The sequence below is a fragment of the Brevibacterium paucivorans genome (assembly GCF_016907735.1).
GTDB lineage: Bacteria > Actinomycetota > Actinomycetes > Actinomycetales > Brevibacteriaceae > Brevibacterium > Brevibacterium paucivorans.
This window is the reverse complement of record NZ_JAFBCP010000001.1, coordinates 2,373,994-2,398,450: the sequence shown is the minus strand read 5'-3', so window position 1 is coordinate 2,398,450 and position 24,457 is coordinate 2,373,994. Positions and strand designations below refer to the sequence as shown.

Annotated in this window: 26 protein-coding genes; 12 read left to right on the top strand and 14 right to left on the bottom strand. The window is 58.7% G+C overall.

The genetic code is table 11. The features are described 5' to 3' along the window. The first annotated feature begins 47 nt into the window (after positions 1-47). The 5 genes from JOE56_RS11700 (at position 48) to JOE56_RS11045 (ending at position 4,530) form a co-directional block, all read left to right on the top strand. The gene (locus tag JOE56_RS11700; RefSeq protein WP_005885503.1) at positions 48-389 is read left to right on the top strand and encodes a hypothetical protein; all 342 of its coding nucleotides are present in this window, start codon (positions 48-50) and stop codon (positions 387-389) included. Positions 390-540: 151 nt separating this feature from the next. Beyond that, positions 541-1,134, top strand: coding sequence for a YdhK family protein (locus JOE56_RS11060; protein ID WP_204516011.1), 594 nt, complete (start codon positions 541-543; stop codon positions 1,132-1,134). Between the two features lie 88 nt (positions 1,135-1,222). After that, entirely contained in the window at positions 1,223-3,373 is a 2,151-nt protein-coding gene (locus JOE56_RS11055) for a heavy metal translocating P-type ATPase (RefSeq protein ID WP_204516010.1), read from the top strand. Between the two features lie 11 nt (positions 3,374-3,384). Then, positions 3,385-3,720: a metal-sensitive transcriptional regulator gene (locus JOE56_RS11050; RefSeq protein ID WP_229577523.1), complete on the top strand. Its 336-nt coding sequence runs from the start codon at positions 3,385-3,387 to the stop codon at positions 3,718-3,720. Between the two features lie 186 nt (positions 3,721-3,906). Next, a complete protein-coding gene (locus JOE56_RS11045; RefSeq protein WP_204516009.1) occupies positions 3,907-4,530 on the top strand; it encodes a CueP family metal-binding protein in 624 nt (207 codons plus the stop codon). A gap of 158 nt (positions 4,531-4,688) precedes the next feature. Here JOE56_RS11045 and JOE56_RS11040 read toward each other — a convergent pair whose 3' ends face one another. From JOE56_RS11040 to JOE56_RS11030, 3 genes are read right to left on the bottom strand one after another with little or no spacing between them, the layout of a single operon-like run. Beyond that, positions 4,689-5,570 carry a TrmH family RNA methyltransferase gene (locus tag JOE56_RS11040; RefSeq protein ID WP_204516008.1) on the bottom strand — a complete coding sequence of 294 codons (882 nt, stop codon included), beginning with the start codon at positions 5,568-5,570 and terminating at the stop codon, positions 4,689-4,691. Then, positions 5,567-6,340 carry a TSUP family transporter gene (locus JOE56_RS11035; RefSeq protein WP_204516007.1) on the bottom strand — a complete coding sequence of 258 codons (774 nt, stop codon included), beginning with the start codon at positions 6,338-6,340 and terminating at the stop codon, positions 5,567-5,569. The genes JOE56_RS11040 and JOE56_RS11035 overlap by 4 nt, the downstream gene beginning before the upstream one ends. Then, positions 6,337-7,119, bottom strand: coding sequence for an ABC transporter ATP-binding protein (locus tag JOE56_RS11030; RefSeq protein WP_204516006.1), 783 nt, complete (start codon positions 7,117-7,119; stop codon positions 6,337-6,339). The genes JOE56_RS11035 and JOE56_RS11030 overlap by 4 nt, the downstream gene beginning before the upstream one ends. A gap of 34 nt (positions 7,120-7,153) precedes the next feature. On the opposite strand from JOE56_RS11030, the gene JOE56_RS11025 reads away from it, so the two are divergent. Both JOE56_RS11025 and serB read left to right on the top strand, forming a co-directional pair. Next, positions 7,154-7,903: a hypothetical protein gene (locus JOE56_RS11025; RefSeq protein WP_204516005.1), complete on the top strand. Its 750-nt coding sequence runs from the start codon at positions 7,154-7,156 to the stop codon at positions 7,901-7,903. 4 nt (positions 7,904-7,907) lie between these two features. Beyond that, positions 7,908-8,681, top strand: coding sequence for a phosphoserine phosphatase SerB (serB, locus tag JOE56_RS11020; RefSeq protein WP_204516004.1), 774 nt, complete (start codon positions 7,908-7,910; stop codon positions 8,679-8,681). 24 nt (positions 8,682-8,705) lie between these two features. On the opposite strand, the gene JOE56_RS11015 is transcribed toward serB, so the two are convergent. Genes JOE56_RS11015 through fabG form a run of 3 tightly spaced genes read right to left on the bottom strand, consistent with a single transcriptional unit; the run spans position 8,706 to position 10,731 of the window. Continuing rightward, positions 8,706-9,191, bottom strand: coding sequence for a SixA phosphatase family protein (locus tag JOE56_RS11015; protein ID WP_204516003.1), 486 nt, complete (start codon positions 9,189-9,191; stop codon positions 8,706-8,708). Positions 9,192-9,246: 55 nt separating this feature from the next. Further along, a complete protein-coding gene (gene fabI / locus JOE56_RS11010; RefSeq protein WP_005882293.1) occupies positions 9,247-10,005 on the bottom strand; it encodes an enoyl-ACP reductase FabI in 759 nt (252 codons plus the stop codon). 21 nt (positions 10,006-10,026) lie between these two features. Further along, entirely contained in the window at positions 10,027-10,731 is a 705-nt protein-coding gene (gene fabG, locus JOE56_RS11005; RefSeq protein WP_293877192.1) for a 3-oxoacyl-ACP reductase FabG, read from the bottom strand. A 129-nt stretch (positions 10,732-10,860) separates the two neighbouring features. Between fabG and JOE56_RS11000 the strand changes: the two genes are divergently transcribed. Both JOE56_RS11000 and JOE56_RS10995 read left to right on the top strand, forming a co-directional pair. Then, positions 10,861-11,253 (top strand): DUF3099 domain-containing protein, encoded by a 393-nt coding sequence (locus tag JOE56_RS11000; RefSeq protein ID WP_204516002.1) that lies wholly within the window; start codon positions 10,861-10,863, stop codon positions 11,251-11,253. A 205-nt stretch (positions 11,254-11,458) separates the two neighbouring features. Beyond that, positions 11,459-12,376 carry an SURF1 family cytochrome oxidase biogenesis protein gene (locus tag JOE56_RS10995; RefSeq protein ID WP_239530436.1) on the top strand — a complete coding sequence of 306 codons (918 nt, stop codon included), beginning with the start codon at positions 11,459-11,461 and terminating at the stop codon, positions 12,374-12,376. Positions 12,377-12,439: 63 nt separating this feature from the next. Here the strand turns inward: JOE56_RS10995 and JOE56_RS10990 are convergent, their stop codons facing one another. From JOE56_RS10990 to JOE56_RS10980, 3 genes are all read right to left on the bottom strand, one after another. Continuing rightward, on the bottom strand, positions 12,440-14,833 hold the full coding sequence (locus JOE56_RS10990) for an HNH endonuclease signature motif containing protein (RefSeq protein WP_204516001.1): 2,394 nt from the start codon (positions 14,831-14,833) through the stop codon (positions 12,440-12,442). Positions 14,834-15,018: 185 nt separating this feature from the next. After that, complete coding sequence (locus JOE56_RS10985) at positions 15,019-16,617, bottom strand: ATP-binding cassette domain-containing protein (RefSeq protein ID WP_204516000.1); 1,599 nt, start codon at positions 16,615-16,617, stop codon at positions 15,019-15,021. Then, positions 16,601-17,254 carry an RNase H family protein gene (locus tag JOE56_RS10980; protein ID WP_204515999.1) on the bottom strand — a complete coding sequence of 218 codons (654 nt, stop codon included), beginning with the start codon at positions 17,252-17,254 and terminating at the stop codon, positions 16,601-16,603. The genes JOE56_RS10985 and JOE56_RS10980 overlap by 17 nt, the downstream gene beginning before the upstream one ends. Positions 17,255-17,305: 51 nt before the next feature. On the opposite strand from JOE56_RS10980, the gene ypfJ reads away from it, so the two are divergent. Beyond that, entirely contained in the window at positions 17,306-18,181 is an 876-nt protein-coding gene (gene ypfJ, locus JOE56_RS10975) for a KPN_02809 family neutral zinc metallopeptidase (RefSeq protein ID WP_204515998.1), read from the top strand. Between the two features lie 110 nt (positions 18,182-18,291). On the opposite strand, the gene JOE56_RS10970 is transcribed toward ypfJ, so the two are convergent. Further along, positions 18,292-19,224 carry a LysR family transcriptional regulator gene (locus tag JOE56_RS10970; protein ID WP_204515997.1) on the bottom strand — a complete coding sequence of 311 codons (933 nt, stop codon included), beginning with the start codon at positions 19,222-19,224 and terminating at the stop codon, positions 18,292-18,294. A 91-nt stretch (positions 19,225-19,315) separates the two neighbouring features. Here JOE56_RS10970 and JOE56_RS10965 point away from each other — a divergent pair, with 91 nt between their 5' ends. Continuing rightward, a complete protein-coding gene (locus JOE56_RS10965) occupies positions 19,316-20,641 on the top strand; it encodes an MFS transporter (RefSeq protein ID WP_204515996.1) in 1,326 nt (441 codons plus the stop codon). A gap of 60 nt (positions 20,642-20,701) precedes the next feature. Next, positions 20,702-21,622, top strand: a complete 921-nt coding sequence (locus JOE56_RS10960) for a carbon-nitrogen hydrolase family protein (protein ID WP_204515995.1) — start codon at positions 20,702-20,704, stop codon at positions 21,620-21,622. Positions 21,623-21,663: 41 nt separating this feature from the next. Here JOE56_RS10960 and JOE56_RS10955 read toward each other — a convergent pair whose 3' ends face one another. Genes JOE56_RS10955 through sufC form a run of 4 tightly spaced genes read right to left on the bottom strand, consistent with a single transcriptional unit; the run spans position 21,664 to position 24,446 of the window. After that, complete coding sequence (locus JOE56_RS10955) at positions 21,664-21,999, bottom strand: metal-sulfur cluster assembly factor (RefSeq protein ID WP_102238022.1); 336 nt, start codon at positions 21,997-21,999, stop codon at positions 21,664-21,666. After that, a complete protein-coding gene (gene sufU / locus JOE56_RS10950; RefSeq protein WP_204515994.1) occupies positions 21,992-22,456 on the bottom strand; it encodes a Fe-S cluster assembly sulfur transfer protein SufU in 465 nt (154 codons plus the stop codon). Before sufU ends, JOE56_RS10955 begins: the two co-directional genes overlap by 8 nt. Continuing rightward, complete coding sequence (locus tag JOE56_RS10945) at positions 22,453-23,697, bottom strand: SufS family cysteine desulfurase (protein ID WP_204515993.1); 1,245 nt, start codon at positions 23,695-23,697, stop codon at positions 22,453-22,455. Before JOE56_RS10945 ends, sufU begins: the two co-directional genes overlap by 4 nt. Then, positions 23,697-24,446, bottom strand: a complete 750-nt coding sequence (sufC, locus tag JOE56_RS10940) for a Fe-S cluster assembly ATPase SufC (protein WP_204515992.1) — start codon at positions 24,444-24,446, stop codon at positions 23,697-23,699. The genes JOE56_RS10945 and sufC overlap by 1 nt, the downstream gene beginning before the upstream one ends. Positions 24,447-24,457: the final 11 nt, after the last annotated feature.

Here is a 24,457-nt window from a genome sequence, read left to right as displayed (position 1 = left end):
CCGCAGAACCAACCATCATCCGAACACACGAAAGGTATGCACCGAGAATGAGCAACGAAGACCAGGCACCCACCAGCTGCTGCAGTACGTCCCCCGCAGTCGAGGCATCCGTCGCCGAGGAAGCTGTCAGCGCTGGTTCCAGCTGCTGCGGCACGGCCGGCACAGAGAACCCCGCCGCCGATTCCGGCCATCGCGAAAACCTTTTGGTCGAAGGCAGCGACGGCATGACCACTTGCCCCGTCATGGTCGGCAATCCGGTCAACAAACAGGACGCCGAAGAAAAGGGCCTCTTCCGTGACTACGACGGGCAGCGCTACTGGCTCTGCTGCCCCGGCTGCGGACCGACCTTCGACTCCGACCTCGCCAAGTACGCCGCCAACATGGCCTGATCCTTCGACGGCCCGGGCCTGCAGCATCACTGCTATTGCCCCGGGTCGACCGGATCGTAACTAAACGATTCCACGCCCGCCGATCGACATTTGACTTATACCCCATGGGGGTATATGCTTGATCGGGTCAGACTGATGAATTGGAGATTTCATGCGTAAGCGCCTTATCACCACCGTCGCCACGGGAGTGCTCGGCGGAGCACTCGTGCTCACCGGCTGCAGTACTGGCGGAGACCAGGACCAGGCGACGCCATCGTCGACCAGTCAGCACGAGGGCCACGGAAGCGGTGGCATCAACGACGGCGGCGGGATGGAGCATCCGATGGACGGCGGCCCCGCCCCAGAGGGCATCGAGAAGGCTTCCTCGCCGAAGTACCCGGCCGGCACCAAGGTCACGCTCACCGCCGACCACATGGAGGGCATGGACGGCGCAAACGCCACGATCGTCGGCGCGTTCGACACCTACACCTATGCGGTGAACTTCACGCCCACCACCGGCGGGGATCCGATCAAGGACCACAAGTGGGTCGTGCAGGAGGAGATCAAGGACGCCGGCGACCAGCGCCTGGCCGACGGTACCGAAGTCACCCTCGAGGCCAAACACATGGAGGGCATGAAGGGCACTCACGCCACCATCGCCTCCTCCACCGACGAGACCGTCTACATGGTCGACTACGAGTCCGACGGTATGACCATGACGAACCACAAGTGGGTCGTCGAGAGCGAGATCAAGCCGGCCTCCTGAGCCGGCCGCTGGGGCCCTGAAGGGTCCGCGGCGAGACACGACCCGATCGAAGGAAAGACCGGGGAAGAACGAAGGGAAGCGAAGAGCAGTGACGGACCCGACCACGCATCACCATCACCATGACCACGACGGCGTCGCGACCACCGAGTCCGGCCATGTTGACGACTCGCATGCCGAGCACGAAGGCCACGCCGTGAAACACGGTGCCCACGCCGGGCACGGCGATCACGGCAGTGGTCATAGTGGTCATGCGGGCCATGGCGACCACGTCAGCCAGTTCCGTCGACTGTTCTGGATCAACCTCGTCATCGCCATCCCGGTGGTCGCGTTCTCCCCCATGTTCGCCATGCTCCTGGGCTACTCGGTGCCCAGCTGGGCGGGCTGGGTCGCCGCGGTGCTCGGCACCGTCATGTACGCCTGGGGCGGCACACCGTTCCTCACCGGTGCCGTCAGCGAGCTGAAGAGCCGCAAGCCCGGCATGATGCTGCTGATCGCGCTCGGGATCACCGTGGCGTTCCTCGCCTCCTGGGCCGCCACCGTGGGGCTCGTCCACCACGAGCTCGAGTTCTGGTGGGAGCTGGCGCTGCTGATCGTTATCATGCTGCTCGGCCACTGGATCGAGATGCGGTCCCTGGCCCAGACAACCTCGGCGCTGGACTCCCTTGCCGCGTTGCTGCCCGACGAAGCGGAGCGCGTCGAGGGCGACGAAACCGTCAAGGTCGACCCGGCCGAGCTGCGCGTCGGCGACGTCGTCATCGTCCGCCCCGGAGGCAGCGTCCCCGCCGACGGCACCGTCATCGACGGCCGCGCTGACATGGACGAGTCGATGATCACCGGCGAGTCGCGCCCCGTCGCCCGCGGCGAGGGCGATGCGGTCACCGCCGGCACTGTGGCCACTGACTCCGGTTTGCGGGTGGAGATCACCGCCACCGGCGACGACACGGCACTGGCCGGCATCAACAGGCTCGTCGCCGAGGCCCAGGGGTCTTCGTCCCGCGCCCAGCGCATCGCCGACAAGGCGGCTGCCTTGCTATTCTGGTTCGCCCTCGGGGCCGCTCTGATCACTGCCGTCGCCTGGACCCTCTTCGGGCTGCCCAACGATGCCGTCATCCGCACCATCACCGTGCTCGTCATCGCCTGCCCGCACGCGCTCGGTCTGGCGATCCCGCTGGTCGTGTCCATCGCCACCGAGCGCGCCGCCCGCGGCGGCGTCCTGGTCAAGGACCGCCTCGCGCTGGAGTCCATGCGCCAGGTCGACGCAGTGCTCTTCGACAAGACCGGCACCCTGACCAAGGGCGAGCCCACCGTCACCGGCGTCGAGCCGATCGCCGGCCTGGACGCCGAGCAGGTACTCGCCCTAGCCGCTGCCGCCGAGGCCGACAGCGAGCACCCGCTCGCCCAGGCCATCGTCGCTGCCGCCAAAGACAAGAGCCTGACCGTCGAACCAGCCAGTGGATTCTCGTCCTCGCCGGCAGTGGGGGTCACCGCGACCGTGGCCGGCCAGGAGATCCGCGTCGGAGGCCCCCGACTGCTCGAGGAGACCGGGCAGCACGAGATCGACGCCGCCGAGGAGTGGCGAGCCGCGGGCGCGATCATCCTGCACGTCCTACGCGACAATACTGTGATCGGCGGGCTCAAGCTTGCCGACGAGGTCCGGCCAGAGTCCCGCGACGCCGTCGACGCGCTTCATGAGCTCGGCGTCGAGGTCGTCATGATCACCGGCGACGCCGAGGCCGTGGCGAACGAGGTGGGAAGAGAGCTCGGCATCGACCGGGTCTTCGCCGGCGTCCGCCCCGAGGACAAGTCCGCCAAGGTCGACCAGCTGCAAAAGGAAGGCAAGAAGGTCGCCATGGTTGGTGACGGCGTCAACGACGCTCCGGCGCTGGCGCAGTCCGACATTGGTATCGCCATCGGCGCGGGCACCGACGTCGCCATCGCCTCAGCAGGGGTCATCCTCGCCAGTTCCGACCCGCGCAGCGTGCTCTCGGTTATCCAACTCTCCCGTGCCGCATACCGTAAAATGAAGCAGAACCTGTGGTGGGCTGCCGGGTACAACCTGCTCTCTGTGCCGCTCGCGGCCGGTGTGCTCGCACCCGTCGGCTTTGTCATGCCGATGTCGGTTGGCGCGATCCTGATGTCGATCTCCACCGTCGTCGTCGCCCTCAACGCCCAGTTGTTGCGTCGCATCGACCTCACCCCAGATGCAAGCACTCGTTCCGTCCTGGAGCGTCAGAAATGAAGGACACAATCATGACTACCGACACGGCCACCAATGACACCGGCGGCGACACCGAGACCCACCAGCACGGCTACATCAGCGACAAGGCCCGCTACCGCAGCCGCATGAAGCGCATCGAAGGCCAGGCGCGCGGCATCGCGAAGATGATCGATGACGAGAAGTACTGCATCGACATCCTCACTCAGGTCTCCGCGCTCACCCGGGCACTTCAGGGGGTCGCGACCGGCCTGCTCGATGACCACCTCAAGCACTGCGTGCTCGACGCCGCCAAGCAAGGCGATGAGGACGCGGCCATCGCCAAGATCCAGGAAGCCTCCGATGCCATCAACCGACTCGTGCGCTCCTGACACCATCTGATTTCGGTTGACACCAGACGCCTCCCAGGCTGTTGCACCCCAGACCAAGACTATGCTTTCGACGTCTCCGGGCTGGCGTGGACTGCCCCTCGTCTGGCCCTCGGCCCCCGACGAAATCGGGCCGCCTGAGGTCGAATCGGTCGATATGAACATTTTCACCTGAGAAAAGAGTTGGCCATGCCCCTTGCCATTGTTACTCCGATCCACCCCTCCAGGAGCCGCCTGAGACTCTGCGCGACCATAACCGCGCTGGCGACCAGCGCCGTCCTCCTGCTCAGCGGCTGTGCTGATGCGGAACCGTCCGTCGACGCAGGGTCCGATCACTCATTGGTGGCCGAGCACGATCTGGACGGCCTGAATGCACGGGACGTCATCAAGCGCCTCGACACAGCGAAGGTGTCAGATCGCTCGTCTGAACTCATTGCTTCGATTGAACCCGAACAGTTGGTCCTGACCGACGATCAGAACAAGCAGACCACTCTGCCGATGCCAAAGGACGAATTTTACGTCTCTATCGCTCCCTATCGCGGGCAGACTCACGAATGCTACTTCCACAGCCTCACAACTTGTCGCGGCGAGCTCGCCAATACTGACGTCGACGTTACCGTGGTCGAGGCGACGTCTGGGAGGACCATCCTCGATGAAACGCTGAGGACTTACGACAACGGATTCGTGGGGATCTGGCTGCCACGCGGAATTGACGCGTCGCTCACAGTCTCAGCCGAAGGCCGCACCACAAAGCAGGATATATCGACCCGCGCAGATGACCCCACTTGCTTGACCGGATTTCAATTGACTTAATGCTCGGACTCCAAGCTCACCACCAGAGTGCCGGCTTCAGTACAGTCCGTCGGCAGAACTGCATCAGGGCAAAGGCCCTAGTGGCGCAGATCACACTCGCCACAACGATATTCGCGCCGGTGAAAACGGACTGACTCGACCACCTCTGGACAGTGACGCTACCTCTTGTGGCGCAACCTCGTCGCATAGAGCGCGATTGCCGAGGCCGCCGCGACGTTTAACGAGTCAACTCCGCCCATCATCGGGATCGTGACTCTTCTGTCGAGCCGCTGCTCAGTCGCTTGAGTCAGCCCAGGACCCTCGGAGCCGAAGACGAGAGCGAGCTTCTCATAATCTTCAGCGACCAGCTCGTCCAAAGTGATCGCGCCCTCGCCTAGAGTCATGCCCGCAACGACGAACCCTGCATCCTGGAGGGTGTCGATGCTCTCTGGCCAAGGATCGATTCTTGTCCACGGCACTTGGAAGACCGTACCCATCGACACTCGGATCGCTCGCCGGTACAAGGGGTCGGCGCATCGGGGTGTTACCAGGACGGCGTCGGCGCCAAGGGCGGCTACGGAACGGAAGATCGCGCCCACGTTCGTGTGATCCACCAAATCTTCAATGACGACAACGACCGAGGCGTCTCTCACCACCTCGGCAACGTTGGGAAGGTGGGGACGCTGGGTACTTGCCAGGGCACCTCGGTGGAGGCGAAAACCGGCAACCTTTTCTAGATCAGCTTCGCTTCCCACGTAGATGGGGACGTCGTGGTGGGCGATGACCGGGGCGAGCGGTTCGAGCCAGTGGGCGTTGAGGAAGAACGAACGGAACTTCATGCCGGCGTCGTGGGCGCGTTGAATGATCTTGGATGATTCGGAGATGAAAAGGCCGTTTTCCGGTTCGAGTTTCTTCCGGAGGTCCACGTCGGTCAGGTGCGTGTAGTCCTCAGGCGGGGGTACGTGAGCCAGGTGTTGCACGCGGGCGGGGTCGATGCCGTGTTGTTCGCATAGCGCTTCGATGTCTTGGGGGCTCAGGTCGGCTTTCTTGGGTGTGTTCATGCGTGGATTCCCAAGATGCGCACAAACGCGACCATGCCCAGGATCACGATCACGGCGCGCAACACGGTGGGGTTGAGTTTTCGGCCGATGCGCGCACCCACATAACCGCCTACGAGCGATCCGGCCGCAATGAGCAGTACGGCCATCCACGAGATCTTGTTAAACCCGATGACGGTGTAGGCGGTTGCTGATACGAGGTTGACGAACAGGACGAGGACGTTTTTGTATCCGTTGATCGTTTGGAGTGGCTCATCGAGGACTATGCCTAGAAGCCCGATGAGAATAATGCCTTGGGCCGCTGCGAAGTAGCCGCCGTAGATGGCGGTGAAGAACAGGACGCAATACACCGCGATGGTGCTGTGTGTGACGGCGTTGGATTGGCGAGCCTTGAGGTATTTCTGGAGGCGTGGCTGTATCACCACCATGACGAGCGCGAGAACGATAAGGACCGGCACGATGAGCTCGAAGGACTTTTCCGGCAGGATCACCAAGAGTGCGGCACCGATGAGGGAGCCGGCCATCGATGCGGGTATCCAGCGTTTGAGTTTGTCGCCGGAGCCGCGGAGATCTTCACGGTATCCGAATGACGATGCGATGTTTCCTGGGATGAGCCCAAGCGCGTTACTCATGGTCGCGGCTTGGGGTGGCACGCCAAAGGCCACGAGCGCGGGAAAGGTAATCAGAGTTCCGGAGCCCACCACCGCGTTGATAGTGCCAGCGGCCAGCCCCGCAAGGAAGATGAGCGTGCTGGTGAGCAGATCAAACGTCACTGTGCCTGAGCGTGGAAGCGACCACCGACAGTGGTGAGTTCGATGTTCGAGCCAAACGTTTCAGACAGGTTCTGGGAGGTCAGGGTCTCCTCCAAAGGACCAGCTGCTGTCACTTTTCCGTCGCGAAGAAGCAGAGCGTGCGTGGTGCCCTGCGGAATCTCTTCCACGTGGTGGGTGACCATGAGGGTGGTAGGTGCGTACTTTCCGCCGATGATCTCCGTGAGCGCCTGCAGCAGGTCTTCGCGGCCGCCCAGGTCGAGTCCCGACGCTGGTTCGTCCAGGAGCAGAATCTCCGGGTCAGTCATGAGTGAGCGGGCAATCTGCACACGTTTACGTTCACCTTCAGACAGAGAACCAAATGTGCGGTCTTTGAAATCACCAATACCAAAAGCGTGCAGAAGGTCGTGGGCGCGTTCTTCGTCGATCTGGTCGTACTCTTCAGTCCAGCGACCAACCACTCCGTATGCGGCGGTCATGACGGTGTCGAAGGCGGTTTCGCTGCGTGGCAGACGGTCGGCAAGTGCGGACGATGCATATCCGATGCGCGGACGCAGTTCAAACACATCGATGCGGCCCAGCTGCTCACCAAGAATCTTCACGGTTCCGCTGGTGGGGTGCATGCGTCCGGATACGAGTTCCAACAGTGTGGTCTTGCCAGCGCCGTTGGGGCCGAGGATCACCCAGTGCTGTCCTTCAGATACTGAGAGGCTCAGTCCGTCCAACAGGTGGTGAGGACCACGGCGAACAACAACATCTTCTAAGCTCAGCACTTCGCTCATATGTCAAACCCTACCCCACGGGTAATCTGTGCGTGTGCACAATCAGCGAGTTTTCCAGACTGTTCTTGTCACGACTGCGCTCAATGCGTGTGTCGCACGGACACTGCCACCCGATTCGGTGGCGACGATCTTCCACGACGCCGGGTTTGAGGTGCCGGTCATCAACGACGATGCCGTGCTTGGCGAGCCACACACCGGCCTGTTGTTGTGGGCGGCTGCGGCGCGAGAGCTTGGGGTTGACCGGTTTCGTACGGAGTTGATCCATCCGGCGCTTACGCTGACGGTTCCGCAGGTGTCCAGGGAGCACAGTCGCGTGGTTGCGCAGGCGCCCGCCGTGATTGTCGCCGAGGTGTCCGGCGAGTCCCGTGCGGTGTTGGTCGTCCATGCGGAGGGCAATGTGGATGTGTTTCCGTGTGCGCACGTTCCGTACACACCCTTGGGTGCGCGTTCTGGTGCAGAGGCTGTACGCCACTTGCGTCAGGTGGTCATGCGGGGGTTGTCGCTTGTTGAGCGCGGGATTGCCGATGAGTTTCGGAATCTTCCGTGGAGGGACTGGCAGGAGGACTTTGCCGCTGAGCACCGGCGGGCGGGGTCGTTCTTCATGGATTCCCCTGTTGAAGCCGCGTGTTTTTCCGCTGTTGATATCCACAGTGCAGTGCGGTCCGTTATGGCGCCTGCCGCGGTTGAGCCGCCGGAGTTAGGTCAGTTGCTGGCTCAGCTCCATGGGGCGGCTCACGATGTGGTGACCACGACCACGCGGGAAAGTGCCACACCGATACGATAAAGCTATGCAACGGGTATGTGTTTTCGACTCTGGTCAGGTTCGCCACGATGTTTTTGACCCTGATGCCTTGCCACCGGTTCTGGCTGATTTGCGTTCAGAAAACGACGATGTTCAGGTCCTGCCCTCAGAGGTGAGTCTTGCGCCGCCTGAGCTGGTGGTTATGGATGTGGATTCCACACTGATCAACGAAGAAGTGATTGATCTGCTGGCCGCTCACGCTGGTGTTGAAGACCAGGTTGCAGCGATCACGGAGCGGGCCATGGCTGGCGAGTTGGATTTTGAAGAGTCGTTGCGCGAACGCGTGGCGTTGCTCAAGGGAGTCCCGGTGAGTGCGCTGGCCGAGGTGGCTGACCAGGTGACGCTCACCCCTGGAGTACCCGAGTGGGTGGGGGCCTTGCACGAGGTGGATTGCCACGTGGCTGTTGTGTCCGGTGGCTTCATTGAGATTGTTCAGCCGCTTGCGGACAGTGTTGGCATCGATGACGCGTTTGCGAATCAGTTGGAGTCCTCCGGCGGAGTGCTCACTGGCAAGGTCACGGGGCCTGTTGTTGACCGGGCGTTCAAGGCCCGCACTCTTGCGCAGCTGGCCGAACGTGTAGGCGCTACGCGGACTTTGGCTATTGGTGATGGTGCGAACGACTTGGACATGGTCGAGCTGGCGACCTGCGGGATCGCGTTCTGTGCGAAACCCGCGTTGGCTGAAAAGGCCGATTTGGTCATCCGGCACCGTGACATGCGTCAGCTTGTAGAGATTTTCTGCGCACCGTACATGCGCTGAGCGCCTGTTTGAGGTCTGTGCGTTTTAGTTTCCGAAGTACCGCACAGTGGGTTCTGGGAATGTGTCGACGTCCCAACTGGGTAGCCGGAATACTGCAACGGATGATGGTTTGAACTTCTTGAGGTTTACACCGCTGAGCTGTTCAACTGTTTCCCACACGATGGGGTTGTGCCCCACGATATATGCTCCGGGCACGTCTTCGGGGATCGCGTTGATGGTGTCGAGCCAGGTTTGAACGGTGGCGTCGTATAGAGCAGGTTCGAACTGCAGTTCTACGGCGTTGAAATCTGGGCGTCCGCGGTAGGCGTCGTTGAGCGCATCAACAACTGCTTGCCCAGTCTGGGTTGTGCGTTTTGCCGGCGACGACACCAGGTGAGTCAGCGGGAACTGTGACAGAAAGCGGCCGGCGAGGGCCGCCTCGGCCTCCCCTTCATCCGTGAGATGACGGTCGAAGTCTGGCATGGGGTCATGAGTTGCGTGCGCGTGGCGCGCCAAAACGAGAGTGGGCATACCTACCAGTGTAGATATGCCCACCCGAAAAGTGCAGGAGGTTATGCGTTAGAGGCTATGCGCCTGTTGAGTGCAGGCCTCCGTCGACGTGGACCATTTCGCCGGTGGTGGCGGGGAACCAGTCGGAGAGAAGAGCGACGATGGCTTTCCCGGCTGGTTCGGTGTCGGTTTGGTCCCACCCGAGTGGCGCGCGGTCGCCCCACACGTCTTCGAAGGCTTCGAAGCCGGGGATGGACTTGGCGGCGGTGGTCTTGAGTGGTCCGGCGGATACCAGGTTGACGCGGATCTTGTCCGGTCCCATGTACTTGGCGAGGTAGCGCGAGGTGGATTCCATGGCTGCCTTTGCCACACCCATCCAGTCATATGCCGGCCATGCGACGGTTGCGTCGAAGGTCAGGCCCACGATTCCGGCGCCGGGGTTGAGCACGCTCTTTGCGGCGACGGCGATGGACTTCAGCGAGTAGGCAGACACGTGGATCGCGGTGGAGACCGATTCAAATGGGGTGTCGAGGAACACGCCACCGAGTGCGTCTTTTGGTGCGAATGCGATCGCGTGGACGATTCCGTCGATGTTTCCGCCCAGACGCTCAGGTAGCGCTGCCAGGTCTTCTTCGCTGGTTGCGTCGAGTTCGATAACCGGGGCTGGTTTGGGCAGTCGTTCAGCGATGATGGTGGTGATCTTCATCTGACGGCCGAAGCTGGACAGAATGACTTCTGCTCCCTGCTCCTGCGCAAGGCGTGCGGCCGCGAATGCGATTGACGACTCTGTGAGCACACCGGTGACGAGGATGCGCTTTCCTTCAAGAATTCCCATGATGACCTTTCTGTTCGTTCTTTAGTGTCCCATTCCCAAACCGCCGTCAACGGGAATGACAGCACCGGAAATATAGCTTGCGTCATCGGAAGCAACCCAGCTGACGACCTTGGCTACTTCTTGAGGTTCCGCGAAACGCTTTGCGGGGACAGCCTGCAGGTATTCCTTCTGCTTGGATTCAGGGAGTTCGTCCGTCATGTCGGTGCGGATGAACCCGGGGGCGACGACGTTTGCGGTGATGCCGCGCGAGCCCACTTCGCGGGTGATCGAGCGGGCGAGTCCCACCAGGCCGGCTTTTGAAGAGGAGTAGTTGGCTTGGCCGGCGACCCCGTAGAGACCGGATACCGATGAGATAAGGATGATGCGGCCCCACTTTGAGCGGATCAGGTTGGTGATGCCGCGGCGGACCGTGCGGTAGACACCAGTGAGGTTGGTGTTGATGACGTCTTCGAATTCTTCGTCGCTCATGCGCATGAGCAAGTTATCGCGGGTGATGCCAGCGTTTGCGACGATGATTTCAACGGGACCCAGTTCGTTTTCCACCGTGGTGTAAGCGGCGTCGAGCGAGTCGGAGTCGGTGACGTCGGCGGCGACGGCGAGGGCACCTTCTGGGGCGTCTCCGTTACGTGAGGTGACAGCGACGCGGTCGCCTTGTGCGATGAATTGTTCAGCGATTGTGCGTCCGATTCCGCGGTTACCGCCGGTGACGAGTACTGTGCGTGGCACTGAGGCTCCTGGACATAGATGACTAGTGGACAGTTTCTTTCCTAACCTATCAACGATTGCTCTGACCTCAGAGCTTTTCTGTTGTTCGGGGAGTAGACTGGCGTATCGAACTGAACGCAGGAGGTGTGTGTGAGCAAGGAACAGACTGTTCGTGTTACCGATGCTCAGCACTCCCACGAAGCCGAGTCGAACGGGCGTATGCGTCAGTACATGGTTCTGATGGCGATTCGCTTGGCGTGCTTTTTTGTCGCGGCGCTCACGTCAGGGTGGGTGCGCTGGACGGCTGCTGCAGGGGCGATTGTTCTGCCGTGGATTGCGGTCACGATTGCGAATACGGTGCGGCGGCATTTTTACACGGATACTGACGAGATTGCGGGTGCTCCTACGCCGCAGGCTTTGGGTGATGAACCTGAGGATGATGACGATGAGGAGCCCGATGTGGTGATGGGCGAGATCGTTGGGGTGTTGGAGAAGCCTCAGGGCGAGCAGGGCCCAGACCCAGACGATAGGGGGCGCGCGTGAGCGAGCTTGTGTGTTCTGCGAAAGGTTGCCGAGCACGTGCGGTTCACGCTTTGTTGTGGAACAACCCGTCGATTCATACAGCTGCGCGGAATAAGGTGTGGTTGGCGTGTGATGAGCACCGTGATTTCTTGAGTGAGTTCCTTTCGTTGCGAGGGTTCTTGCGTTCTGTGGTTTCGGTTGATGAGATCCCGGAGGGTGCGGGCTGATGTTGCGGAACTATTCGTTTCTGGCGTCGTCTGCGTGGATTCGGTATATCGTGTTGGCACTGGTAGCGGCGACGTTGTGTGCGTTTCTTGCGATGTGGCAGAACGACCGTAGGCAGCAGCGGGACGCGGAGATTGCCACGATTGAGGCCAACTACAACGCTGCCCCGGTTGAGCTGGCCGAGGTGGTGGCGGACACCTCGGCGGGGTTGGCCGCTGAGGATGAGTGGACCAAGGTGGAGGTCCGCGGGAAGTACGAGCCGGAGCTTACGGTGTTGGCGCGGAACCGGACGGTGAATAACCAGCCGGGGTTTTATGTGATTGTGCCGTTTACGACGGTTGCGGGTGACCAGATTCTGGTGAATCGCGGGTGGGTGCCGGCGCCGTCGACTGGGTCGGCCAGCCCGGATGGTGTACCTAAGCCGCCTGCGGGTGAGGCGACGGTGACGGGCTGGTTGCGGCCCACGGAGGATGGCAGTAAGGACGATAATCCGGATGGCATTATTCGCGCGATTGATACTGAGCGCGTTCCGGGGTTGAAGAGTCCGTATAAGAATGCGTTTGTGCAGGCGGGTGCGGAGGATCCGGCTGGCGATGCGGGGTTGTCGCCTTTGCCGCCGCCGTCGTTGGATCCGGGGTCGCATTTGTCGTATACGTTTCAGTGGATTGCGTTTGGGATCATGATTCTCATTGCGATCGTGTTTACGATTGTGCGCGAAAAGAGGACCCGCGAGTCGTCTCCGGATGCGCCCACGACGTATGTGGTGGTTGACAAGGAAGCGCTCAAGCACGGGTCCAAGTCCGGTTCAAGGTACGGCACCAGTCTGCACCGCACCCGAGACAGCGCCACCCATCGCGCCCGCCGACCTGTCAAGGACGAAGACGCCGAAGACGCCGAGCTCAACCAACAAGGGCTCTAGTGTCCGGGCCCTGTTTAGAACGGCTCTGGTTAGAACGGCCCAAATCAGAACGGTGATGGCGAATCAGAATGGGGGTGGCTCGTTGCTGGGTTCCCATGGGCGGGTGTCACCGTTGAACACCTCCCCTGCTAGCGCGTACTCGTCAGCGACCGCGGGGTCGTGTTGCGAACTATGGGCGCTTGCTTGTTCTGTTGCTAGGTAGTCGTTGATGGTGTCGCTGATGTCTTGGTCACCGGTGTCGAAGTACTCGATTAACCGTTCGTACTGGTATTGGTTGATCCTGGATTCTGGCGGGTAGACCAGCATGGCACCAATCCGTGGGAACACGCACGCCAAAGAACCGTCATCCATCCTGTCGACGCGGAGTCGTTTCTGGGTTTTCAATTGATGATGCCGCTTACACAACGGGTGCAAATTCTCCATCACCGTCAACCCACCGTTTTCGGGGTCTTTGTGGTTGAACGGTTCAATATGGTCTTTCTCGCACACCCTGGCAGGCACCGCACACCACGGGACACTGCAAAAAGGATGCCTAGCCTCAACCATGCGCTTCAAAGCTGCCGGTATGTAATACTTCGTCGGCGCAGATTCCAAGACCACACCGGTTTGTGGGTCGGTGAACATCCTGTATAACCACTTCGCCCGCGCAATCACCTCATCAGCAGTCTTAGTGTCTAACGGCACCCGGTTATTCATCATCACCGGCACACGCGCACCCGAGTCCACCTTGACCGGCAACCCAAAATCAAACTCACTACCAGCACCCACAGGCTCGCTGGCACTCACGGGTTCCTCAGTGTTCAAGAACTCTTCGGAGTTTAGGGTTTCTTCACTACCCGGCGGCGCATTTCTCCCCTGGTCATTGAATAACTGTTCGCCTTGCCCCGGCCCAACGCCTGAAGGCGTGCTACTCCCTTGGTGCTCAAATACTTGTTCTTCGGTTTCGTGTCTTCCAACATCTTGTTGTTCGGGCCTGTGTTCATCTAGCCCGGGGGCTTTTCTGGATCTTTGTCTCTCAGTTCTCTGTTCCTCAGGTATTCCCTCTGTACCTGGTGGTGGGTTGTCCATGAGGAAGTGCAGCACCGGGACCGTGAGGTTAATGCTGGCTTGGGATTTCAGCCATTCTTCTTTTTCAGGCATCGACACGCACAACTCAAGCTCACAAACCTGCTCAGCCTGCTTAGCTTCACACCTGTCAGCCCACACAGAACCAGAATCTCCCGGACCAGAAGCAGCTGCACCAGGCCCGTCAGTTGCAGAAACACCGTTTACATCAGCACCGTTCGCGTCAGCACCAGTAGCGTTCACGCCTTGGGCTTGCGCACCAGCAGGGTTTCCGGTTTGGATGCGGGTGCCGTTTTCGAGGATCGCTTCAGCGTCTTCCGCGCTCGGGTTATCTGGTTTGGTGTAGGTGACTTTGATGGGGGCTTGTTTGCCTGTCCGGGTCACGCGGACTCGTAGCGTGGTTGATGGTTTAGCCCCTGTGATCAAATCCAGGGTCAGTTGGTCCATCAGCCGGTCATCATCAACCTCAACCCGACCTAGATCACCAACTCGTACTTCAGAAACGTCCCCGTTGTTTTCGGTGATGAACAAGGCTTGTTGTTCATCCGTCAACGTGGCAGTGAAAGGTTCTATGTGGTTCGCCATGATCGCTCTGGCAGTCCCGCGTACACGCTGATAAAACGCTTCCATCTCCAACACCGGCCCAGTAAGGCTCAGGGTGGCTGTCCCGTCATCGTTGACCCAGTAGGACACTGACCGGTTACGTTTCGCGTTCTCCGCCCTGGTTTCTGGGGTGGTGAGCATGGCGAGCACTTCAGTGACGTGCCGTTTAAAGGTTTTCCATGACACGTCTACCCGTTTACTGGTGAGCAGTTCATCAAACACCGGGATACACACCCCAGCACGACCGGCCCTGCCAGCGGTATACAACACCCGGTCGAATCCGATCACGCCTTGTTTGGCTAGTGACCATAGTTTGGGCATGAGCACTGCTGCTGTCATGATTTTCCGCACCTGGGTCACCACCTGGGCGCGCGTACAATCCAAGATTTTCGCTAGCACCCCTTCTGTTGGGGTCGGTAGCTCCTCTGGTACACGTTCGACACTGGCAACCGTGCATACTTCACCCGAAGGCAGGGCCACACACGCCACCACATCATCCACACCAACAGACCCACCACGGGAGGCAATTGGGTTCGCATTTGTACTTGCCCCTGCTACTCCGTTGGTCACGAGTGGGCCTGTTCCGGGGTTGGAGGTGAATACTGCGTGCATGCCGTCAGTGAAGTCATCCAACGGTGTCACGTGGGCGCTGATCAACGCAGCGACTGCTTCGGCTTGTTTCACGCGTGCTTCGTCCATGAGTCGTGTGGTGGTTTTGACTGTTTCGAATAGTTCGACAGCCGGCCCGTCGTACATGTCGTTGTGCTGGTCGTGGATTGTTGTGGTCATGTGGTTTCACCTCCTTGCATGTTTCTATTCTATTTGTGTTCGAATGCGCGAGTCAAGGGTTTTGTTCGTTTTGTTTCGATTTATTTTCGAACGAATGTTCAATCAAAGAAGCCACAAACACTCAATTCGGAAACCGAAAAGGCGCCTCCCTTAACGGGAGACGCCTCGGCGCACCAAACACGCACTTAAGCCAGCGACACCAGGTCCAGATACGAGTCGTTCCAGTGGTCCTCGTCGCCGTCGGGCAAAAGCAGCACCCGGTCGGGGTCCAATGCCTGCACCGCACCCTCGTCGTGTGTCACCAGAATGATCGCGCCCTCATAGCGCCGAATCGCGGACAAAATCTCTTCCCGGCTGGCCGGATCCAGGTTGTTCGTAGGCTCGTCCAACAGCAACACGTTCGCCGACGACACCACCAACGTCGCCAGCGCCAACCGCGTCTTCTCGCCACCGGACAACACCTTGGCGGGCTTACTCACGTCATCGCCACTGAACAGGAACGATCCCAACACCGTACGCACCTGCGTGTCGTCGAGATCCGGCGCGTTACTCCGCATGTTCTCAAGCACGGTGCGATCAAGATCAAGCGTCTCGTGCTCCTGCGCGTAGTAACCAAGTTTGAGCCCGTGCCCGGCCTTCACTCCCCCAGTATCCGGGCTTTCCAAGCCAGCAAGAATCTTCAACAGTGTGGTCTTACCCGCACCGTTGAACCCCAAAATCACGACCCGCGAGCCCCTGTCAATCGCCAAGTCCACGTCCATAAACACTTCCGTCGACCCGTACGACTTAGACAACCCCGAACCAGTCAACGGCACCTTTCCGCACGCGGCAGGCGTGGGAAACCGCAAACTCGCCACCTTATCGCTCTGGCGTTCCTCCTCAAGCCCTGCCAGCATGCGTTCGGCGCGCTTGAGCATCGACTGCGCTGCCACCGCCTTGGTGGCCTTCGCGCGCATCTTCTCGGCCTGAGCCACCAGCGCAGACGCCTTCTTCTCCGTATTCGCACGCTCACGCTTGCGCCGCCGCTCATCCGCCTCACGCTGTTTCAGGTACTGCTTGTACCCCATCGCGTAAATGTCAATGACCTGCCGCGTCGCATCCAGGTAGAACACCTTGTTCACGACCTCCTCAATCAGGTTGAGGTCGTGCGAAATAATGATCAGCCCTCCAGAGTACTTGGCCAAGTAGTCGCGCAACCACTGCACGGACTCCGCGTCGAGGTGGTTCGTTGGCTCGTCCAGAATCATCGTGTCGGGCTGGTGAAACAGAATCCGCGCCAGCTCTACTCGCCGTCGCTGTCCACCCGACAACGTCTGCAACTCTTGCCCCATCAGCTGCTCGTCCAGCCCCAGGTTCGCGGCAATCGCCAACGCTTCCGACTCCGCCGCGTACCCACCGGCCGCAATGAACTCAGCCTCGATTCGCGGATACTTGTCGATCGCTTTCGCCGCCACGTCCGGATCCGGGTCGCTCATGGCACGCTCGGCCTTGCGCATCCGCCTGGCAATCACATCCAGATCCCGCGCCCCCAACACGCGCTCCTTAGCGGTCTCCGTAGGCTTTCCGCTTCGCGGGTCCTGCGGCAAGTACCCCACGGACCCGGACACCGACACCGTCCCGTCCGACGGCAACACCTCGCTCATCAGCACCTTGGTAAGCGTGGTCTTCCCCGCACCGTTCCGGCCAACGAGCCCAACCCGGTCACCCTTGTCCACGCGGAAGTTCACCTCCGACATGAGCGTGCGCGAGCCCACCATGATCTCCAAGTTACTTGCCGCTATCACGGTGTTCCTTCCACCCCACTTCAATGACCTGCGCCAAAAGCGCGTGCGGGGTCAGTCCCAGCGCCTTCGCGCGCTCCACAATCTGATCAGCCAAATCCTTCTCCAGCGGGCACCACACGTTCACGGTGTCGACCGGCTGCCCAGTCACCTCGGTCTTTTCACCAGTCCCCAACCCGGGCCCGAGGTCTGGCTCGCCTTTGTCGCGAATGGCAGTTGCGACGGCACGGGCGCGTTGGTCTGCCGCTTCGTTGAGCTCATGGTTGGAGTGCCCTTTGACCCACTGGAACTTCAGCTTACGACCCGACTTTTCGAGCGCATCAACCTGCTCCCACAGCTCTTCCATGAGGTCGCGGTTGAGCACGTCTTGCCCGTTGGCTTTTTTCCACCCTTTGAGCCTCCACACCGGCATCCATTTGGTGACCGAGTTAATCACGTACTTGGAGTCGGCCAGAATCAGGAGGTCTTCATGCGTGTGCGCAGTCGCTTTGAGAATCTCGATGACCGCTTGGAGTTCGGCCCGGTTGTTCGTCGACTCTTCCCACCCGCCGGCTGCCCAGCGTTTGTCGTCAATGACCCACGCCCAGCCCGCTGGTCCGGGGTTGCCTAACGCGGAGCCGTCGCATGCGACTTCCAGCACATTACCTCCAAGTGTGAACGGAGTTGTTGATCAGTCCAATACACTAACCCTATGACCTTCAACCCGAACTCTCAGCTTGACAGCTCCCAGGTTTCCCGAGGTCGTGGCGCGCCCGTCATGATCGGTGGTGGCATTGGTGGAGTTGCGCTTCTGGTTCTCGGTTTGATCTTCTTTGGGCCAGAAGCAGTCCTTAACCAGTTGGGCTCGGGTGAGCAGTCCCAGCAGAGCCAAGAGGACCTCTCCGAGAAGTGCCGCACGGGCGAGGACGCCAACCGCGACGTCGAATGCCGCATCGTGGGTACCGTCAACAGCCTAAACGACTACTGGCCTACGGGCACAGGCGAGCTGGGCGAGCAGTACCGCAACCCCGGCGTGCAACTCACCAGTGGCACGTGGGACACGGGTTGCGGTCAAGGGAACAGCAACATGGGGCCGTTCTATTGCCCTGCCGATGAAACCGCGTACTTCGACACGTCCTTCTTCGAACAGATGCGCCAACAGTTGGGCGCTAAGGAAGGTCCGCTCCCTGAAGAGTACGTGGTGGCCCACGAATTTGGGCACCACATTCAGAAGATCACGGGTGACATCACCCGGAGCCGCGACGGAAAAACGGGCCCGCAGTCCAACGCAGTTCGCCTTGAACTTCAGGCCGACTGCTACGCGGGCGTGTGGGCTGGCAACGCCACCAAGACCCACGGGCCTCAGGGCCAGCCCTACCTTGAACCTCTCACGGACGCAGACATCGAAGCCGCACTGGGCACAGCGGAAGCGATTGGTGACGACCGAATCCAAGAGACCTCGGGCGGTCGAGTCACACCCGAGAACTTCACGCACGGCTCAGCGGAACAGCGCATGACCTGGTTCAAACGCGGCTACGACTCCGGCTCACCCACCGAGTGCAACACCTTTGACGTAGACCGCGTTTAAAACGAATGCTTGACTCTTTTGGCGTTAGTGCCTTGCTTGTCTATTCGTTTTCACTGTATGGAAATGGCAGACTTTGCGTCGCGATTGCTCTTTACCACTGAAGGATTTCGTCAGAGGTCATAGCTGCGGACAAAGCTCTTCAACAGTTGCCTCAGCCACATGCTTTCCGGCAAAGAGTCATCGGAAACCTTCCACGTCGCAGATATAGTGAAGCGTCTCGTCTTGATTGGAACTGACGAAGTTTTCACATCAATCAAATCACTGATGCGTCGAGCAGCAGGTTCCGGCACAGTTGCAATCACTGGTAAATCGCGTAGTAGCGGCACTAGACCCAAAAAGTGACTTGTAGTGCACAACGTCTTACGACTATGACCCATTACCGACAAAACATCGTCAACCCAACCACGTTGACCTTCGAAGGAGACACGCGCATGCCTTGTCTCAATGTATTCACGTTCACTAATCGGGTCTGAAAGGTTAAGTTGACGTGGGTTATATAGGCAGCAATACTCCGCAGAAAACAAAGGTTCAGATTGGACGTCAGCTGGCAAGGTTACTGGAGTGGTGGTCAGAATAACGTCGATAAGTGGGTTATCAATAGTCATCTTCCAAAGATGACTATTTGTTTGATGAATGGAAAACCCTACGCTCCAATCATGGTCCATTTTCTGTCGTGCGATCCAGGGAGCGAACAGCACCTCTACGTCATCGGACATTGCCAGGTGAAACGTTTTCGAGCTCTTCCATGGTTCGAACTCACTATCTTCCAGTATTGCTTTCGCAATTGCATTAAGACTCGGACTTAGGTTTACAGACAGCGCCAGTGCTTTTGATGTAGGGGCCATACCGCCACGGGTACGTTCAAACAGCGGGTCATCAAAGAGCTTACGAAGTCGTCGGAGAGACGCACTCACCGCGCTCTGTGAAAGGTTCAGCTTATACCCCGCTCGCGTAACATTTCGCTCTTGCATGAGGACTTGAAAAACAACGAGCAGGTTCAGGTCAACCTGGTTCAAAGAAATTCTGTCAATGTTACCGATCATAAATATTTGTTTGACGAATTACAAGACCAACGAGAAAGTGGGAGCACATGACCGTACTTATTGGTTAGGGCGTCATCAAAGGAGGTCAAAGATGTCTTCAAGTTCAATCGACAACGCTAACCACGAACAACCTGAAACTGCGCAGAGGCCTACTGAGCGCAGACATCAATTGGCGGCAATTGGTATCGGCAACTTCTTAGAGTGGTTTGACTTTGCCATTTACGGGTACTTTGCCGCAGTCATCGGTTCACAGTTTTTCCCCACGGGTAATCCGACCACAGAAATCCTTTCCTCATTCGCCGTTTTCGCGGTCGGATTTCTTTCTCGTCCCTTTGGGGCCTTTATACTCGGCCCAATCGGCGACAAACACGGACGCAAAATCGTACTTTTCGTAACCGTACTAGGCATGGGAACGGTCACTGCACTTATAGGACTAATTCCTTCATTTCACCAGATCGGTATCATCGCACCGATCGCAGTTGTAGTCCTGAGACTTCTTCAGGGTGCTTTCGCCGGTAGTGAATGGACGAGCGCTGCAACCTATATCGGCGAGGTCGCTCCTTCCGAAAAACGCGCTGTCTATGCGAGCGTTATCACTGGCACTGCTGCACTAGCTTTCCTCTCCGGCACTATTTCGGCAGCTTTCCTGTCAGGTTTGTTGACTGGTGATTCGCTTTACTCATGGGGGTGGAGAATTCCTTTTGTCGCTTCCATCATCATGGCAGTCATCGCTGTCTATATACGTCGTCGCTTAGAGGACACCCCTGTATTCGAGACTTTAGAGAAACGACGTGCCAACAACCTTGTGAAGCCTATATCCACCAAACAAAAGCTCAAGGCTTTCGTTATGACGTTAGCATTTTCTGGTGTTTTCGGCGTCAGCCTCTACTACTTAATTACCTACATGAACAATTTCTTGTCAGGCTCAGTTGGGATGAATCGGTTTCATGCCCTGTTGATCTGCTCAATCGCGACAGCCTTCTACGTCGCATTTAATCCATTGGCAGGATTTCTCACGGACAAATTCGGTCGACGACCAGTGCTATACACGGCACTAATCGGTCTAATACTTTGGAGTCTACCGGCATTCTTACTTATGAGTACTGGAAACTTTTTCTTCGCGTTGTTTGGAATGACAGGATTTGCTTTCTTTGTAGCTTGTTCTGCAGTTGTTAACAACGTTTTACTCGTTGAGGTATTTCCTGCGTCAATTCGTGCGACAGGGTCTGCGATCGGCTACAACGTTGCTTATGCTGCCCTTGCCGGCCCCGGACCATTTATCGCGACTTTCCTTGTAAACACCACTGGAGTTCTGGTCTCACCTAGTTTCTACATTATTTGCGTGTGTTGCTTTGCACTGATCGTTCTTTTTCCACTACTTGAAGAAACAAAAGGTGTCGATATTAACCAAGGGTAGTAATCGAACTTGCTACATCACACATTTATAGAATGTTCACACTGAAACAGGAGAAGTTCCATGACAAAAGTTGCAGTTGTACAAGCGGCAAGCGTTCCATTCGACGCCAAGGCATCTACGCAAAAAGCAGTTGCGTTACTAGCTGAGGCTGCAGATACCGGAGCAAAACTAGTAGTGTTTCCGGAAGCATTCATAGGCGGGTACCCAAAAGGCCTTGCATTTGGTGGGTATGTAGGATTTCGTACAGATAAGGGTCGCGCCGAGTACGCGCAGTACGTCGCAGGAGCTGTTCGTATTGAAGGCGACGAGATCGCAACGCTGACCGAGGCCGCTTCTGCTCACTCCATCAACGTCGTCATAGGAATTATCGAACGCGACGGTAATACTCTGTACTGCACAGCTCTCATGATCGACCCCAAACGCGGAGTGGTGGGAAAGCACCGCAAACTCATGCCTACTGGCACGGAACGTCTCATTTGGGGTTTTGGGGATGGATCCACTCTTGACACCATGGACACACCCGCAGGACGCACCGGTGCGGTCATTTGCTGGGAAAACTACATGCCGTTGCTCCGACAAACAATGTACTCAAAAGGCGTCGAAGTCTACTGTGCACCCACAGCAGACGACCGGGAAACGTGGGTGTCCACAATGACTCACATCGCTCTTGAAGGAAGGGTACACGTCCTGTCTGCTTGCCAATACATCACTAAGGAACAATATCCAGAAAACTATCACCTCGACCATGACCTGCCAGCCGGCGATACCGTTATGCGTGGTGGAAGCCTCATCGTTGACCCAACAGGAAAACTCCTAGCAGGTCCCGTCTTCAATGAAGAAACAATTCTTTACGCTGACATTGACCCAGAAGCAAAAACCCGAGGTCACCTGGACTTCGACTCTGCGGGGCACTACTCGCGTCCAGACGTGTTCAAGCTGAGCGTTGATACCTCGCCACAGCACTCGGTCAGCTTCGAGTGAGCAGCAACCAGGTACCTAACGCCCAGCTTTAACCAAAACCCCTAAATATTGAAGCCCAGGGCGCGCATCTGCTCACGCCCATCTTCCGTGATCTTCTCGGGACCCCACGGCGGCATCCACACCCAGTTGATCCGGAACGCTGGCACGATTCCGTCCAACGCGTGCGCACACTGGTCTTCGATCACATCGGTGAGCGGGCACGCGGCAGAGGTCAGCGTCATTTCAATGATCGCTACACCTTCTTCATCCACGGTCGCGCCATACACCAGCCCCAAGTCCACGATGTTCACACCCAACTCCGGGTCCATGACATCCATCAGCGCGTCAATCACTTCTTCCGGAGTCGCATTCGTCGGTTGGTCAACGACCTCAGTCATGCTGTCCTCCCTCCTTACTACTCTCAGCTTGTGACAGAGCGTCCTTTATGGCAATCCACGCGAGCAACGCGCACTTAATGCGCGCCGGGAACTTACTCACCCCGGCAAACGCGGCTGCGTCAAACAGCACGTCCTCATCGGCCTCAACGGCACCGCGCGAATGCATGAGCTCGTGGAACTCCGCCTCCGCACGGTCAAACGCTTCACGACCCTCGTCGTCATAAATCTCGCACGCCACTGACGCTGACGCCATCGAGATCGAACAGCCGTCGCCTTCCCAGCGCACCTCCAGCGCGCCATCGTCCCCGGCGACGACCTCGGCGGTAATTTCATCCCCACACATGGGGTTCACCTGGTGGGACTTACCCAACACTTCCCGCTCATCAAACGGGACATTGCCGTGCCGTTCCTTTGAGTGATCCAGAATCACTTGCTGATACAACTGATCCAGATTCATGATTCCACCCCAAAGTAGCCCCGCACACGCGCCAGCGAATCCAAGAACCGCTCGCACTCTTCAACCGTCGAATACACGTACGCAGACGCCCGCGTCGAGGCACGCACGCCCAGACGGGCGTGCAGTGGCATCGCACAGTGGTGCCCCACGCGCACAGCCACGCCGTCCGCGTCAAGGTACTGGCCCACATCGTGCGCGTGTACGCCCTCGACATCCACGGCCACGGTCGACACGCTCCTGTTGGCGGGCCCCAACAGCCGCACACCAGGAATCTTCGCGACGCCTTCAGCCAAGATCTGAGCCAACTCCTGCTCATGCTGAGCGATTCGATCCATTCCCACATGAGTGAGGTAGTCGACCGCCGCCGCGAGTCCCACGGCCTGTGCGACCGGCTGGGTTCCAGCCTCAAACCGCTGAGGCGCAGGCAGGAACGTGGACTCCTCCATGGTGACGGTTTCGATCATCGACCCACCCGTCAACACCGGAGGCAACGCGTTCAGCGCGTCCTGCTTGCCGTAGAGCACGCCAATGCCGGATGGTCCCAGCATCTTGTGTCCGGAAAACGCGGCGAAGTCCACACCCATTGCAGGGAAGTCAACCTGCATGTGCGGAACAGACTGGCACGCGTCAAGAACCGTGACCGCACCAATCTTCTTAGCGTGCTCAACCAACTGATCAACCGGGTTTACCGTCGCCAACACGTTAGACACATGCGTGAACGCCATGACCTTGGTTGACGCATCAGCAATGGAGTCCACATCACTCAGGTCCAGCGTGCCTTCGTCCGTGATCGGAATGTACCGCAACTCAGCACCGGTCCGAAGCGCCATCTGCTGCCACGGCACCAGATTCGCATGGTGCTCCATCTGCGTAATGACAATCGAATCGCCAGGCCCCAGCGCAAGCGGACCATCGGTGGCGAAACCCATCCCCATCGCCACAACGTTGAGCGCTTCTGTCGCATTCTTCATCCAGCACACCTGCGACGGTTTCGCTCCCACGAAAGCCGCCACCTTGGCACGCGCGCCCTCAAAGGCGTCGGTCGCCTCGGTGGCCAGCGTGTGCGCGCCACGGTGAACCGCTGAGTTGTGACGTGTGTTGAACTCCTGTTCAGCGTCAATCACGCATTCGGGCTTCTGAGAAGTCGCACCAGAATCCAAATACGCGAGCGGTGATCCCGCCACCTCCCGCGTCAAAAGCGGGAAGTCGCTTCGTAAACGTGTGAATTCCTGCGTCGTCATCACTTCTGGAAGCGGTCGTAGCCTTCAGCTTCGAGCTGGTTCGCAAGCTCGGGGCCACCTTCTTCGGCCACCTGCCCGTTGACCAACACGTGTACGTAATCAGGCTTGATGTACTGCAGGATACGCGTGTAGTGGGTAATGAGCAGAACGCCCACGTCCGTGTTGCTCTGCGCACGGTTGACACCTTCAGACACAATGCGCAACGCGTCAACGTCAAGCCCGGAGTCGGTTTCGTCCAGAATCGCAAAACGTGGCTTGAGCAGTTCCATCTGCAGGATCTCGTGGCGCTTCTTCTCACCACCAGAGAACCCTTCATTCACGTTACGCGACGCGAACTCGGGGTCCACCTTCAGTTCGCTCATCGCCTGGTTGAGCTCCTTGGCCCACGTACGGAGTTTGGGAGCTTCCCCATCGATCGCGGTCTTAGCAGAACGCAAGAAGTTCGTCACAGTGACACCGGGAACTTCGACCGGGTACTGCATAGCGAGGAACAGACCAGCGCGTGCGCGTTCGTCCACGCTGAGCTCCAGCATCTCTTCACCGTCCAGCTTCACCGAACCACCTTCGATGTGGTATGCCGGGTGTCCTGCGATCGCGTACGCCAGAGTGGACTTACCGGAACCGTTTGGCCCCATGATTGCGTGGGTTTCGTTGGACTTGATGTCTAAGTTGACGCCCTTGAGGATCTGCTTGGATCCCTTGTCGGTTTCTACGCTGACCTTGAGGTCGCGGATGGAAAGTGTGGACATAAATCTCTTCT